The organism is Pasteurella sp. P03HT (assembly GCF_054052285.1).
On sequence record NZ_JBSIUM010000004.1, the window covers coordinates 158070 to 173567 of the forward strand.

Here is a 15498-nt window from a genome sequence, read left to right on the forward strand (position 1 = left end):
ACATAACGATAAAGGGGATTCGCAATGAGTAGTTTTTTTGTAACAGGCACTGACACGAATGTGGGAAAAACAGTAGCAAGTCGAGCAATAATACAGGCATTGCAACATAAAAATATTCAAATTGTGGGTTATAAACCCGTTGCATTTAGTCGTGAAGAGGAGGTGTATCCCGACACAGAATGCCTTGATATAGTAAATGGTGACTACGCATCAGAAGACAATATGGATGTGCTGACTTTGATGAAATCAACAGAGATGAATGTGTCATATCAAGAAATAAACAGCTATACATTTAAGCAAGCTATACCCGTATTTTGTCATGATAGAAACGATATCCATGTAGAAAAAATCAATGCTGATTTGGAGCGTTTAAACAAAAAGTACCAATCTGTATTGGTAGAAGGGACATGCGGTTGGTTAACGCCACTCAATCACCATTATTATTTTGCTGATTGGGTACGTGAGCATAATATGCCAGTTGTTCTCGTTGTTGGCATTAAAGAAGGCTGTATTAATCATGCGTTATTAACGGTGGAAGCAATACAACAAAAGGGATTACCGTTGTTAGGATGGATTGCCAATAGAATAAATCCTTGTTTAGGTCATTATGCTGACATTATTGATTTTTTGAAAACAAAAATTGATAGTCCATTACTTGGTCAAATCCCTTATTTATATAAGCCTGAAGAGCAAGAATTAGGGCATTATATGACTAATTTAGATAGATTAACTTATATGGAAACGGTATTGTGATAAGGATGATAATGAATAAATAAAGCGTTTTGTTTATATGTTAACAAAACGCTTTATTTTTTGAGTTGTTTATTTATTTAACTTTCTTTTTTCGCCTTTTTACTTTTTTTCCATTGCCAAATTAAGAAAATAGCAAGCAAGCCGAGGAGGATATAAATGAAAGTTTGTCCTTGCTGGATTTGGTGATGCAATTTATCTAAATTTTGAGCACCAAAAAAACCTAAATAGACCCAAATAGGAACAGAGATAATAGCAGCAAAGAAATCAATCAGTACAAAACGAGTATAAGTGACACGTCTTGTAATACCTGACACCATGTAAATTACAGCTCTTAGACCAGGTAAGAATCGCGCAGTAAATAATACTCGATTGCCATATTTTTCAAATTTATCACGCACTGCACGTAATCTTTTGAGCGTAATTAATTTACGCATTAATTTAAAACGAAGTATTTTGGCACCGTAAACCCGACCAAGCCAGTACATCGTAGAATCACCTGCTAATACACCAAACATACTAACAACTAACATAATATGTACATTAATATCATCTGGGTAGAGACCAGCGATCACCCCACCTGAAACAAGAGTAATATCTTCTGGAATAGGTAAACCAAACCCACAGAGAATTAAGACAAACAGCACAGCAAAGTAACCGTAGTCTGAAAAAAAGGAGATAAGAAGATCCATTTATTACGCCACTTAGTTAACATGATGATTTTTATGAAAACGGCATTTATTTTACCTTGTTTTTTTCATAAAGTCGCTAAAAACCTCAGCGGAATTTCAGTAATTTTCTGATTAAGATTTGATTTGTCAATACAAATCCAATATAATCCACGCTCTCAAAGTGATCCTTTGAGCTAATTTATGGAAAATCGCTGGGTCGCCTGCGGTTTTATCTTATTAATTTCAAATTTATGAGAATAGTAACAATGTTTAAATTTAATGCCGAAGTTCGTCAAACGCAAGGTAAGGGTGCGAGCCGCCGCCTGCGTCACAATGGTCAAATCCCAGCTATCGTTTATGGTGGGAATGAAGCGCCTGTTTCAATCATTTTAAATCATGATGATTTAAATAACGCACAGGCTCATGATGCCTTTTATACTGATGTCATTACATTGGTTATTGATGGTAAAGAAGTTGCTGTTAAAGCTCAAGCGATGCAACGTCACCCATTTAAACCAAAATTAGTTCACATCGATTTTAAACGCGTATAATTTTTAATTAGAGAATCGCGTATCGTTTTGTTCTAGGATGGATTGTTTTCTTGCTTATCATCTAAGCATAATCATATCATCAAGAACATAATCAATGTTAAAGCTCTTCTACTTAAAAAAGTAGGGGAGCTTTTTCTTTAAACCAAATGATGTTGATATTCTTCATTTGCATATCCTATCCACATCCCTTGTCAATAATATCTTGCATTATCTGTGTCTTAATGGGCTCATTTAAATATTTCATCATATTTTTAATGAGTTAATCCCTTGTTAAAACGGAGAAATGGCTATCATTTATCTAATAGATTAAAAATAATCTTATGATTTTATTATAAATATTCCGTTCTATATATGTTATTTATAATATAGCTAAAGTTTTATTTTGTAAATAGCTTTAGTTGTTTTTTGGATGAAAATGATCATATTTATGGCTATAAAGGGTTGTTAATAGGTTGTTTTTGAGTGGAAAAGATTTTAGCAATTTCTTAACTGATTGATGTATTTGTGAGCTTTACCATAACTAAAGATCGTGAAATGAATATTTTTAATACTAGATAAAGAGAGTGGGGAAGCGAAATTTGTCATGACGAGTCGTAAGGTTTGTGTCTGTTTATGGCTTGTTATAAAAGTATGGAGGGAAATTTGTTATATCAAATTGTTCTATTTTAATCGTATACTACAATAAGTTATATAATATATTATCGTATTTTAGAAGTCAGTTCTGTGTTGATTATTTGCGGCATAAACCGCTCATATTAATCACACAAAACAGACCACCAAAATACTTTGCCTAATACAGTAATTTCTGACAAATCAACGACTTCTTCTGGCGTTGATTCAATATTGTAACTTCGAATGCGGACTTGTTCGTTCGGCATTTTGTACAAGATCTTTATGCGCAATAAACCGCCATGGTTAATCGCATAGATTTTACCATCACGAATAGTTCGATTCCCAATATCAATTGCCACTGTCGAACCATCAGGAATGACGGGTTCCATAGAGTCGCCATCGGCTGTGATACAAACAGCATTGTGATATTGTACGCCTTGTCGTCTCAATATTGCTTTAGAGAATCGTAATTTGAAATTATTGTAATCCATTATATCGTCCGTAAATCCATTACTTGCTGCGAAACGAATATCTTTTAAAAATGGCACCTCGACTTCGTCGTCATTGAGTGGAGTATGGCAATCCCATAGTTCAAATGATCCTATTTCTTTGACGTTAGATTCAATTCGATTTGTTTCAATTTTGACTTGTTTACCAGTCCCATACTGTAACCATTCTGGCTCTATTCCTAATGCTTTGGCAAGAGCAAGAATATTTTTAGGCTCTTTTGTTTGCCCTGATTCAATTTTTTGAATTGCATTTTGTGATACACCCGCAAGCTTGGCAAGCTGTACTTGTGTAAAACCAGAGTTTTTTCTAGATAATTGCAACCTGCTTGCTAATGTAGTCATAAGCTCTCCTAATCTATACAGATACCATTGTAAAACGTTAGTTTTAAAACTCAAAACAACTAAATCTATAAAGCTTATTCACTTAACAATAGCCTTAGCTATAATCATTATAGCTAATTACATTATAAAAGAAATATCTATTAAGAGTAATAATTATCAAAATCTTCATTTTTAATAAGGGGGTTTTATTAAAAAATAACTAGATAAAAGACTTAACAAAGAAGCATCGTGACAAAATTATAACGTAACCATAAAATTTATCAGTAAAAAAGCCAATCCCCATACTTATTTGCAGAAAATGTGATAAAGAAGTTACTCTTTTTTATCATCACTATTCATTAAAAAAGCATTTAAGGCTGTTATACTTTGTTGTGCATCTTGAACGCCTAAGTCATACATCGCTTGGATTTTTACAGGATCTTTTTCAATTCGTTTGATGGGTAATGTTTGTGATGGACGGATAACAAAAATCTCATTGCGTTCGCTTAATTTAATGATTTCTTCAACACAATTGTTGTAATTTTGGTAACGAAGTGACAGTTTTTCGACTAATTTAGGATAGCGACGATAAAAAGCCTGAAATATCCAAGAAGGTGTAGGTTTTTTGCGATAATCTAATGGACGAGTCAGAACCACAATGATTTTATCGTAGCCTAATTCTTGACATTTTTTTAATGGAATACTTTCTGCTATTCCGCCATCTAAATATTTTTTCCCATTTACTTCGACAATTTTTGATACAAAAGGCATCGCAGATGTGGCTCTTAAAACTTCCATTTGTTCAAATACATTACCCAATTTAATGTATTCAGCTTCACCTGTTTCGATATTTGTTAATGTAGCGTAACAATCTGTTTTTGAAGCGAGAAAGGTATCAATATCAAAGGGGTCTAATGTAAAAGGCACTTCATAAAACGCAAAATCTTTATTCACAATATTCCCTGTGCGGAGTAGGCTTGATAATCCCATATAGCGTTTATCATTAAGATATTTTAAATTATAACGAAGTGCACGCCCGCGCTGTTTGGCTGGAAAGTTTACGCCAAATAATACGCCAGCAGATACTGCCACAATACCGTCAACATGAATTTTTTCATCAAGGAAAACGTCTAGTACACCTGCTGTAAACATTGCGCGCATTGCGCCACCTTCTAATACTAAACCGACTTTCATTTTTTCTCCTTAATGGGTAAAACGTTAGAAATCCAAACCGCACATTGTACATGTTCTTCAAGCTCAAGCATTTTTGAAAAGAGGGAAATGATTTTCTACTTACTGCAGATAGAAATCTGCTCTATAATAACGCGTTTGTAATCGAATAAAAACCAGTTAAAGATGATGAAAGTTGCATTAGGTATTCAATATAACGGGAAGCAGTATTTTGGGTGGCAGCGACAAGAACGTGTTGCAAGTGTACAGCAAGAATTAGAACAAGCAATTTCTTTTGTTGCAAATGAAACTTGTCAAATTTTTTGTGCAGGTCGTACGGATTCAGGGGTACATGCCACGGGGCAAGTCATTCATTTTGAAACGAATGCAAACCGTCCTGAAAAAGCATGGAGTTTTGGCGTGAATGCGAATTTGCCTGATGATATTTCAGTGAGTTGGGCGAAAATTGTAGAAGAGGATTTTCATGCGCGTTTCAGTGCTACTGCCCGTCGCTATCGTTATATTTTATATTGTAATAAATTACGTTCAGCGATTTTACCTGAAGGTATTACCCATTGTCATTTAGCCCTTGATCACCAATTAATGCATCAGGCTGGTCAGGCACTTTTAGGTGAACATGACTTTTCTTCTTTTCGTGCAGCACAATGCCAATCAAATACGCCATTCCGCCATGTTCATCATTTACAGGTTATTCGTCGTGGCGAATATATTATTGTTGATATTCAAGCGAATGCGTTCGTGCATCATATGGTGCGCAATATTGTCGGTAGTTTGATTGAAGTTGGGGCGGGGAATCAGCCAGTTGAGTGGATAAGTTGGTTATTGGCACAAAAAGACCGCACTTTAGCCGCACCAACAGCAAAAGCAGAGGGGCTTTATTTAGTCAATGTGATGTATCCTGAGCGGTTTGCTATTCCCCAAAATGCCTTAGGACCATTGTTCTTAGAGGATAACTTATGGTAGCCAGATCAGACCTTTATTTCTGGCATATTTGCTCAAATTATGGTGTAATACATCCAATTTTTCGTTAAATAAAAAGGTTTAAAATGAGCTGGATTGATCGAATTTTTAGTAAAAATACGACTTCGACAGGGTCTCGTAAGTCTAATGTACCTGAGGGCGTTTGGACCAAATGTACTTCTTGTGAACAAGTGTTGTATCGTGATGAATTAAAGCGTCATTTAGAAGTGTGTCCAAAATGCGGTCATCATATGCGCATTGATGCAAGAGAACGTCTGTTAGCTTTATTAGATAAAGATAGTGTTCATGAATTAGCCGCAGATCTAGAGCCAAAAGATATTCTTAAATTTAAAGACTTAAAGAAATATAAAGACCGTATTTCTGCCGCTCAAAAAGAGACAGGTGAGAAGGATGCTCTTATCGTGATGCAAGGTACACTTTATGGCATGCCTATTGTGGCGGCAGCCTCAAACTTTAGCTTTATGGGAGGCTCGATGGGGTCTGTTGTTGGCTCGAAATTTGTACAGGCCGCAGAAAAAGCTCTTGAGCTAAACTGTCCATTTGTGTGTTTCTCCGCAAGTGGTGGCGCACGTATGCAAGAAGCATTATTTTCGTTAATGCAAATGGCAAAAACCAGTGCGGTATTAGCCAAAATGCGAGAAAAAGGCGTACCATTTATTTCAGTGTTGACAGATCCTACATTAGGTGGGGTTTCTGCCAGTTTTGCAATGCTTGGCGATATCAATATTGCTGAACCAAAAGCATTGATTGGTTTTGCAGGTCCTCGTGTGATTGAGCAAACTGTGCGTGAAAAATTACCAGAAGGTTTCCAACGCAGCGAATTCTTATTAGAAAAAGGGGCTATTGATATGATTGTGAAACGTGGTGATATGCGTCATACCTTAGCCAGCGTATTAAGCAAATTAAGCAATAAACCATCACCTTTTATTGAGCCTGAATTGTTAGTTGAGAAAACTCAAGAAACAAATGCATAATCCAAATCATTTATTAACAGCCACTTCGCCACTCGCGCAGTGGCTTTCTTATTTAGAAAATAGCCATTTTAAAGCCATTGATTTAGGTTTGGCTCGCATTAAATCTGTTGCAGAAGTATTGGATTTATTAGCGCCAGCCCCTTTTGTGATTACTGTCGGTGGTACAAATGGCAAAGGTACAACTTGCCGCTTGCTTGAAACAATTTTGTTGAATGCGGGCTATCGTGTCGGTGTGTATTCTTCGCCGCATTTAATTCGTTATAACGAACGAGTGCGTATCCAAAATCAAGAATTACCCGATGAAGCCCATACGGCATCTTTCGCTTTTATTGATACACATAAAACAGAATCTTTAACGTATTTTGAATTTAGTACCTTGTCTGCGTTGCATTTATTTAAGCAAGCAAAACTAGATGTAGTGATCTTAGAAGTTGGACTGGGAGGGCGTCTGGACGCAACAAATATTGTCGATAGTGATGTGGCTGTGATTACTAGCATCGATATTGATCATGTTGATTTCTTAGGTTCAGATCGAGAACAAATTGGTTTTGAGAAGGCGGGAATTTTCCGTACCCATAAGCCAGCCATTATTGGTGAGCCAAATATTCCTCAAAAATTGATAAATCACGCAAAATCATTGCAATGTAAAACGGCTTGTCGTGATCTTGATTGGACATTTGTAGTGAATGAAAACGGCTGGGATTGGGTTGGGCAAAAAATGCGGTTTGAAAATTTACCGATTTGCCAAATTCCACTTGCAAATGCTGCAACAGCGCTTGCAACAATTGAACAGTTGCCTTTTTCTGTTTCAGAAGCAACAATCCGCCAATCATTACAAGACGTTGAGTTGACAGGGCGTTTCCAAACCTTAAAACAAGAAGTATTAACTCAATTTGCGAAACAATGTGATAAAAATTTGCTTGAGCTTCCACGTATTATCATTGATGTTGGACATAACCCGCATGCTGCCAATTATTTGGCGGAAAAATTGACCGCACTTAAAGCTCAAATACGTGGCAGAATTATTGCCGTGTGTGGCATTTTAAAAGACAAAGATGTGCAAGGTGTACTGACACCTTTATTACCTGTTATTGATATATGGCATTGTGTGACATTAACAGGTTATCGAGGACAGACTGGAGACGCGTTACTGGTGACGTTACAACATCTCGCCCAATCAAATGGGCATGTTCTCGTTGCCGATCGTGATGATAGTGTTGAATTCGGTGTAAAATATGCCATTAAGCAAGCTAATTCAGAAGATGTGGTGTTAGTTTTTGGCTCTTTTCATACCGTTGGCGAACTTTTATCATTGCTTTAACGTACTTAATTTCTACTTATCATCGTCCTATTTTCCTCGTAGTACGAATAAAATAGGGCAAAAACCTAAGCTTATATCATTATTATGCAACCAATTTCTATCGTTTATCGACATACTGATTTTGTGATTATTGATAAGCCTTGTGGCGTCAGTGTTCACAAGGATAATAATGAGACAGGTCTCACCCAGGTTGTTGCAGCACAACTTGGTGTGGCACAAGTATGGTTAGTACATCGTCTTGATAAAGTGACTTCGGGTTTGTTGATTTTAGCGTTAAATCAAGATGCGGCGAGAACCTTGGCATTACTTTTTGCAGAGCATCAGGTTAAAAAAACATATTTAGCCTTTTCCACGCATAAACCTAAGAAAAAACAAGGTTTGGTGGTAGGGGATATGGTGAAAACACGCGGTGGGGCATGGAAACTGTGCCCGACAAAAGAAAATCCAGCCATTACGCGTTTTTATTCGCTGAGTTGTGAACCTAATTTACGTTTATTTATTTTGATGCCACAAACAGGCAAAACACATCAATTACGTGTCGCCATGAAAAGCTTAGGTAGCCCAATTTTAGGGGATACGCGCTATGGTTCAAACACTGTAAACGTTGACCGCACTTATCTACATGCTTATCGCTTACAGTTTACTTATCAAACTCAAGAGATTGATATTCGCTGTCTGCCAAGTGGTGAGCGGTTTCAAACAATTGCGCTTGAATCCTTGCTAGCGAATTATGAGTCCATGCAGACATCAACATGCTTTTAACGCATCGTCATAGGATATTCCGTTGGGTATGTTTTACATTAAGACGGATTTAAACGCCATTCTTAGATCAATTGTTTTGGATAGTGAGATAAACTCATCCAAAAACAAGGAGATGAAAACATAAAAAACACGAATAAAGGCGTGATTTTTTAATCAGTTAATATTATCATTAATCGTATTTTTCACAGCATAATTGAATTTTAGAGGACAGGTATGCAAAACCTAGAACAAATTACCGCACAGGCGTTGGAAGCTATTGCCAAAGCGGAAGATGGCAAAGCATTAGACGCCATTCGTGTTGAATATTTTGGTAAAAAAGGGCCATTTACTGCATTAATGCAGGGTTTACGTGACGTCTCACCAGAAGAACGTCCAGTAGTGGGACAAAAAATTAATGATGCGAAACAAATTGCACAAAACGCATTAAATGAGAAAAAAGCACAGCTTGAAGCCGCAGAGTTAAATGCACAATTAGCAAAAGAAAAAATTGATGTTTCATTGCCAGGACGTAAAGTCGAAACAGGAGGCTTACATCCTGTGACGATTACGATTGACCGTGTGACCAAATTCTTTTCTGAGTTAGGTTTTTCTGTGGAAAGTGGTCCTGAAATTGAAAGTGATTATTACAATTTCGATGCATTAAATATTCCAAAACACCACCCAGCACGAGCGGATCACGATACATTCTGGTTTAACCCTGAATTATTATTACGTACCCAAACTTCTGGTGTACAAATTCGTACCATGGAAAAAATGCAGCCGCCAATTCGTATTATGGCACCAGGTCGTGTTTATCGTAATGACTATGACCAAACACATACCCCTATGTTCCACCAAATCGAATTATTATATGTTGATAAAAAAGCAAACTTTACGGAGTTAAAAGGTTTGCTTCATGATTTCTTACGTGCTTTCTTCGAAGAAGATTTACAAGTGCGTTTCCGCCCATCTTATTTCCCATTTACTGAGCCATCAGCTGAAGTTGACGTAATGGGGAAAAACGGTAAATGGTTGGAAGTGTTAGGGTGTGGCATGGTACACCCTAATGTCTTGCGTAATGTCGGTATTGATCCAAACGAATATTCAGGCTTCGCAGTAGGAATGGGAGTAGAGCGCTTAACCATGTTACGTTACAATGTCACAGATCTGCGCTCATTCTTTGAAAATGATTTACGCTTCTTAAAACAATTTAAGTAATTCGATTATAGATTTAATGAACTTGTTGAACAGGTTCTGACAAAATTAAGGTAGAAATAATGAAATTTAGTGAATTATGGGTGCGTGAATGGGTAAATCCCGCGATTAGCACTGAACAATTATGCGACCAAATCACGATGTTAGGGTTGGAAGTCGATGGGGTTGAAAAAGTCGCTGGCGATTTTACTGGCGTAGTTGTTGGTGAAGTTGTTGAATGTGCTCAACACCCTGATGCAGATAAATTACGCGTAACAAAAATCAATGTTGGCGGTGAGCGCTTATTAGATATCGTTTGTGGTGCGCCAAACTGCCGCCAAGGCTTAAAAGTGGCTTGCGCAACAGATGGTGCAGTATTACCAGGTGATTTTAAAATCAAGAAAACCAAATTACGTGGACAAACATCCGAAGGCATGCTTTGCTCATTCAGTGAATTAGGTATTGATGTTGAATCAAGCGGTATCATTGAATTACCGCAAGATGCGCCAATCGGTACAAATTTACGTGAATATTTAAAACTTGATGACAATGCGGTAGAAATTAGCTTAACACCAAACCGCGCAGACTGCTTAAGTATGGCGGGTATCGCACGTGAAATCGGCGTAGTAAACAAACTTGCTGTAACTGCACCGCACGTTGAGCCAGTTAAAGCAACTATTGCAGACAAAGTTGAGATTCAATTACAAGCCCCTGAAGCTTGCCCACGCTATTTATTACGTGTGGTGAAAAATGTGAATGTTAAAGCACAATCACCAATGTGGATGCAAGAAAAATTACGCCGTTGTGGTATCCGTTCAATCGATCCTGTGGTTGATATTACCAACTATATTTTATTAGAGCTTGGTCAACCAATGCACGCTTTTGATGCGTCGAAAGTTGCGCAGCCAGTACAAGTGCGTATGGCGAAAGACGGTGAAGCGTTAGTGTTATTAGACGGTTCAACTGCAAAATTAAAAGAAAATACTTTATTAATCGCAGACCAACAGGGCCCATTAGCAATGGCAGGGATTTTTGGCGGTGAAGCCAGTGGTGTAAATGCAGAAACGAAAGACGTTATTTTAGAAGCTGCATTCTTTGCGCCATTAGCGATTGCAGGTCGCGCCAGACAATATGGTTTACACACTGATTCATCTCACCGTTTTGAACGTGGCGTGGACTTTGAATTACAACACAAAGCAATGGAAAGAGCGACCGCACTTTTAATTGAAATTTGTGGTGGTGAAGCGGGTGAAATCTGCGAAGTGAAAAGCGATGAATTTTTACCAAAATTAAATCAAGTGAAATTACGTCGTGAAAAATTAGATGCATTACTTGGTCACTCTATTGAAACTGAAACTGTGACTGAAATCTTCCAACGTTTAGGTCTAGAAGTTAGCTACGCAGATGAGGTTTGGACAGTGACCTCAGCAAGCTGGCGTTTTGATATTGAAATCGAAGAAGATTTAATTGAAGAAGTCGCGCGTATTTATGGCTATAACAGCATTCCAAACCATGCACCGTTAGCCCATTTACGTATGCGTCAACACAAAGAAGCGGATTTAGATTTAGCGCGTATTAAGACTGCACTTGTGGATGCGGATTATCAAGAAGCCATTACTTATAGCTTCGTTGATCCAAAAGTACAAGGTCTATTACACCCACAACAAGAAGCGTTTGTGTTGCCAAACCCAATTTCTGTAGAAATGTCCGCAATGCGTTTATCATTGTTAAGCGGTTTATTAGGTGCGGTGCAATACAACCAAAACCGTCAACAAACACGTGTTCGTTTATTTGAAACGGGTTTACGCTTTGTGCCTGATAGCCATGCTGAATTTGGTGTTCGCCAAGAATTTGTCTTGTCTGCAGTGATTACTGGTGCGAAAAAATCTGAACATTGGACTGGAAAATCAGAAAGTGTTGATTTCTTTGATCTCAAAGGGGATTTAGAAAGCATTTTATCCTTAACAAAAGCTGGTAATTTGGTTAAATTTGTAGCAAAATCATATCCAGCGCTCCATCCTGGTCAATCGGCAGCCATTATGTTGAATAATGAAGAAATTGGTTTTATTGGCACCATTCATCCAAATGTAGCGAAACAGCTTGGGTTAAATAGTAAAGCAATCGTTTTTGAAATATTGTGGAATGCTATTGCAACGCGTAATGTAGTTCAAGCTAAAGAAATTTCTCGTTTTCCTGCCAACCGACGTGATTTAGCGCTTGTTGTTGAGGATACCGTAGCGGCAAGTGATATCCTTGACGTATGTCGAGAGGTAGCGGGTGATAAATTAACTCAAGTCAATTTATTTGATGTATACCAAGGTACAGGGGTTGCTGAAGGACACAAAAGTTTAGCAATTAGCTTGATTATTCAAGACAATGAAAAAACCCTTGAGGAAGATGATATCAACGCGGTGGTTTCTGTTGTGTTATCTGAGTTAAAACAACGTTTTAATGCTTATTTGAGAGATTAAATTATGACATTGACCAAAGTAGAACTAGCAGACAACTTAATCGAGAAATTTAATTTGAATAAACGTGATGCGAAGGAATTGGTTGAAAACTTTTTTGAAGAAATTCGCGTTGCTTTAGAGATGGGAGATGATGTTAAACTCTCTGGTTTTGGCAATTTTGAACTACGTGATAAAGCATCTCGTCCAGGCAGAAATCCCAAAACAGGTGAAAGTGTTCCTGTTTCGGCTCGTCGAGTTGTTGCTTTCAAACCTGGTCAGAAGCTCCGTGCAAGAGTCGAAAGAGCAAAAGTGAAAAGTTAATTTCTCAATTCAGCTATTTATTAAGCTATCCACGGGAAACCTTGGATAGCTTTAGTTTTTTATAAGAGCAAAAAATGAAAAATTGTTTAAAAGCATTGATGATCTTAAGTGGTGCTGTCTTGCTTTCCGCTTGTGGCAGTTCCACTCAATCAGGTTCGCAGTCTATTCATTATCAAGGGCAATTAACTGATCCCATTATGGTGATCACATTACTTAGTGAACAACAACGAGAATGGGCAGGGACACCTTACCGCTTAGGTGGACAGAGTAGAAAAGGGATAGATTGTTCTGGTTTTGTACAAAAAACTTTTTTAGAACGTTTTAATATTGCGTTACCTCGTATGACCTCACAACAAGCCAAACAAGGTAAATTTATCACGAAAACGGATATTCAAACAGGGGATTTGGTTTTTTTCAAAACAGGAAGAGGCCCAAATGGCTACCATGTGGGGATTTATGTCAAAGATAATTTATTCTTGCATGCCTCAACAAAAGGTGGCGTGATTTACTCATCGCTCAATAGCCCTTATTGGTCAAAGAAATATTGGCAAGCCAGACGGATTTAACATGAGTCAGTCGTGTTCCTTAATACGCGCGGTTGAAATTCAGACGTATTAAGGGACGGTTTATAATTCACCGACTAATTCATCAATAGCTTTGGAAAGTAGCGTACGATCATGTCGATAAGTGATATCATTTGCTTGTAATGGACGAGCCATCACATTGATATTCAGTTTTTCGCAAAAATCGACTGCATTTGTTGAGACAATCGCGCCGTCTATAATCGCTTTACCCACCGTATCATGAATCCAATTAATTCTATCAGATAAGGTCAATGCCGCGGCAGGACTATGTTCAACCCCCAAATTATCAATAAAAATCTTTTTTGCCTGGCTTTGCTTTAAAGTTTGAATGATCTCGGGAAGTAAAATCGGAGGTAGAATGCTGGTGAGAAAACTGCCAGGTCCAAACAAAATTACATCTGCCTCTTTCAAAGCATTCACTGCTTCGGGTGTTGCAGGAACAAGAGGAACAAGAAAAATAGATTTAGGTAACTCAGTGAGATTATCAATGCTGACTTCACCAACAATGCTAGCTCCAGATTGTAAGACCGCGGCGAGATGAACAGGACTTTCTGACATGGGGATAATATGTGATTTTACACGTAACAAATCTCGGACTAAATTCACGGCTTCAATAGGGCGAATATTCATGTTTTCTAGTGCCTTGAGCATTAAATTGCCTAAATTGTGCCCCGCTAGTTCACCATGACCAGAAAAACGATATTCAAATAAAGCAGATGCTGTACTCGGTTCGGTAATAATTTGATTTAAGCAATTACGTAAATCTCCCCATGCAATACCACCATGGTTTAAACGAATTCGACCAGTTGAGCCTCCATTGTCAGTGGTAGTCACAATACCCGTTAAACGTTCTTTCATAAAGCTCAATGCTGACATTAAACGACCTAAACCGTGTCCGCCACCAATGGCGACAATACGCTGTATGCTGTCTAGATGTTCATATTGATGACGTGTTAATTCTGGCATGTTATTTTCCTTTTGTGTCTATTTAATACAGACATATGACAGATGATAAAGTTCGTTTCTACACCATTTTGGGTAGTATATAATCACGCTATATAATAATTTATATAATTGATTTTAAAGAATTTTTCTATTTTATGCGCTAGATCATATTATTTGTTTGCAATCGTTTGAATATATCTTTTACAATACTGGGTAACAATTTGATTCACTTATTATCGCATAACTCCGAGCTTACTAACCTACGTTTTTTTAAATATGGTTGTAATGCCAATAGCAGAAGAGGCTATTCAGGGATACGCTGGAAACGGTTTATCCTCTCATGTTTTAGAAAGGTGTAAAATGCAATCTATTCCAATTAAGCAAGTTGAGCATCATCGTTTAGTCGATGCCTTCCAACGTCAGTATTATTACTTACGTCTGTCAATTACAGATGTATGTAATTTCCGCTGTAATTATTGCCTGCCTAATGGTTATCAGCCTGAAGCCAATAAGCCAAGTTTCCTGACTCGCGATGAAATTCATCGTGTTGTCAACAGTTTTGCTGCCATGGGGACAGAAAAAGTACGGATTACAGGGGGAGAACCTACTTTACGTAAAGACTTTTTAGCTATTGTGGAGACCCTTGCACAAATAGAGGGAATTAACCAAATTGCATTAACAACAAATGGTTTTCGCATGGCAAAAGAGGTCGCTGCTTGGAAGGATACTGGTGTGACTTCAATTAATGTCAGTATTGATAGTCTTGATCCAAGAATGTTCCATCGTATTACTGGTGTGGACAAGTTTGATGACGTCATGCGTGGCATTGAGCGTGCTTTTGAGGTTGGTTATCGAAAAATTAAAGTCAATTCGGTGTTAATGAAAGATTTAAACGACCGTGATTTTTCGAGTTTCCTAGCTTGGATTAAAGATAAACCTATTCAAATGCGTTTCATCGAATTAATGCAAACTGGTGAAATGGATAGTTTCTTCCAAAAACATCATTTGTCTGGTCAAGTGTTAGCAGATAAATTATTGCGTACAGGATGGACGCTCCAATCTAAAGGGGTATTAGACGGTCCAGCAAAAGTCTTTAGACACCCAGATTATGTGGGTGAAATAGGCTTGATCATGCCTTATGAAAAACACTTTTGTGCAAGTTGTAACCGTTTGAGAGTGTCTGCAAAAGGTAAATTACACCTTTGTTTATTTGGTGAAGAAGGGATTGAGCTACGCGATTTATTACAATCAGACGATCAACAACTTCAATTACAAGCGCGCATTTATTCTGCGTTACAAGGCAAACGTGAACATCACTTCCTACATCATGGTGATAGTGGTGTACGGGCAAATTTAGCGAGTATTGGCGGTTAAAATTTTCA

At 37.7% G+C, this 15498-nt stretch carries 15 protein-coding genes and 1 riboswitch; of the genes, 11 read left to right on the forward strand and 4 right to left on the reverse strand.

The annotated features are described in order from the left end of the window. The first annotated feature begins 24 nt into the window (after window positions 1-24). A complete protein-coding gene (gene bioD, locus ACWIT3_RS04950) occupies window positions 25-753 on the forward strand; it encodes a dethiobiotin synthase (protein ID WP_457161688.1) in 729 nt (242 codons plus the stop codon). Window positions 754-830: 77 nt separating this feature from the next. On the opposite strand, the gene ACWIT3_RS04955 is transcribed toward bioD, so the two are convergent. Further along, entirely contained in the window at window positions 831-1442 is a 612-nt protein-coding gene (locus ACWIT3_RS04955) for a DedA family protein (protein WP_457161689.1), read from the reverse strand. Between the two features lie 245 nt (window positions 1443-1687). Between ACWIT3_RS04955 and rplY the strand changes: the two genes are divergently transcribed. Further along, the gene (gene rplY / locus ACWIT3_RS04960; RefSeq protein WP_457161690.1) at window positions 1688-1972 is read left to right on the forward strand and encodes a 50S ribosomal protein L25; all 285 of its coding nucleotides are present in this window, start codon (window positions 1688-1690) and stop codon (window positions 1970-1972) included. Window positions 1973-2727: 755 nt separating this feature from the next. Here rplY and ACWIT3_RS04965 read toward each other — a convergent pair. Together ACWIT3_RS04965 and ACWIT3_RS04970 are read right to left on the reverse strand one after the other, a co-directional pair. After that, complete coding sequence (locus ACWIT3_RS04965) at window positions 2728-3435, reverse strand: XRE family transcriptional regulator (protein WP_457161691.1); 708 nt, start codon at window positions 3433-3435, stop codon at window positions 2728-2730. 312 nt (window positions 3436-3747) lie between these two features. Then, window positions 3748-4608 carry a patatin-like phospholipase family protein gene (locus ACWIT3_RS04970; protein WP_457161692.1) on the reverse strand — a complete coding sequence of 287 codons (861 nt, stop codon included), beginning with the start codon at window positions 4606-4608 and terminating at the stop codon, window positions 3748-3750. Between the two features lie 165 nt (window positions 4609-4773). Between ACWIT3_RS04970 and truA the strand changes: the two genes are divergently transcribed. From truA to ACWIT3_RS05010, 8 genes are all read left to right on the forward strand, one after another. Beyond that, window positions 4774-5568, forward strand: a complete 795-nt coding sequence (truA, locus tag ACWIT3_RS04975) for a tRNA pseudouridine(38-40) synthase TruA (protein WP_457161726.1) — start codon at window positions 4774-4776, stop codon at window positions 5566-5568. 83 nt (window positions 5569-5651) lie between these two features. Then, on the forward strand, window positions 5652-6560 hold the full coding sequence (gene accD / locus ACWIT3_RS04980) for an acetyl-CoA carboxylase, carboxyltransferase subunit beta (RefSeq protein WP_457161693.1): 909 nt from the start codon (window positions 5652-5654) through the stop codon (window positions 6558-6560). Continuing rightward, the gene (gene folC / locus ACWIT3_RS04985) at window positions 6553-7881 is read left to right on the forward strand and encodes a bifunctional tetrahydrofolate synthase/dihydrofolate synthase (protein ID WP_457161694.1); all 1329 of its coding nucleotides are present in this window, start codon (window positions 6553-6555) and stop codon (window positions 7879-7881) included. Before accD ends, folC begins: the two co-directional genes overlap by 8 nt. A gap of 84 nt (window positions 7882-7965) precedes the next feature. Next, complete coding sequence (locus ACWIT3_RS04990; protein ID WP_457161695.1) at window positions 7966-8643, forward strand: TIGR01621 family pseudouridine synthase; 678 nt, start codon at window positions 7966-7968, stop codon at window positions 8641-8643. A gap of 213 nt (window positions 8644-8856) precedes the next feature. Then, window positions 8857-9840, forward strand: coding sequence for a phenylalanine--tRNA ligase subunit alpha (pheS, locus tag ACWIT3_RS04995; RefSeq protein WP_457161696.1), 984 nt, complete (start codon window positions 8857-8859; stop codon window positions 9838-9840). Window positions 9841-9899: 59 nt separating this feature from the next. Continuing rightward, on the forward strand, window positions 9900-12287 hold the full coding sequence (gene pheT, locus ACWIT3_RS05000; RefSeq protein WP_457161697.1) for a phenylalanine--tRNA ligase subunit beta: 2388 nt from the start codon (window positions 9900-9902) through the stop codon (window positions 12285-12287). A gap of 3 nt (window positions 12288-12290) precedes the next feature. Next, window positions 12291-12587, forward strand: a complete 297-nt coding sequence (locus tag ACWIT3_RS05005; protein WP_046338465.1) for an integration host factor subunit alpha — start codon at window positions 12291-12293, stop codon at window positions 12585-12587. Between the two features lie 74 nt (window positions 12588-12661). After that, the gene (locus tag ACWIT3_RS05010; protein WP_457161698.1) at window positions 12662-13153 is read left to right on the forward strand and encodes an NlpC/P60 family protein; all 492 of its coding nucleotides are present in this window, start codon (window positions 12662-12664) and stop codon (window positions 13151-13153) included. A 60-nt stretch (window positions 13154-13213) separates the two neighbouring features. Here the strand turns inward: ACWIT3_RS05010 and ACWIT3_RS05015 are convergent, their stop codons facing one another. Continuing rightward, window positions 13214-14137 carry a gluconeogenesis factor YvcK family protein gene (locus tag ACWIT3_RS05015; protein ID WP_457161699.1) on the reverse strand — a complete coding sequence of 308 codons (924 nt, stop codon included), beginning with the start codon at window positions 14135-14137 and terminating at the stop codon, window positions 13214-13216. A 211-nt stretch (window positions 14138-14348) separates the two neighbouring features. Further along, a riboswitch (molybdenum cofactor riboswitch) is annotated at window positions 14349-14488 on the forward strand. Here ACWIT3_RS05015 and moaA point away from each other — a divergent pair. Next, a complete protein-coding gene (moaA, locus tag ACWIT3_RS05020; RefSeq protein WP_457161700.1) occupies window positions 14477-15490 on the forward strand; it encodes a GTP 3',8-cyclase MoaA in 1014 nt (337 codons plus the stop codon). Its footprint overlaps the riboswitch before it by 12 nt. The last annotated feature ends 8 nt before the right edge of the window (window positions 15491-15498 follow it).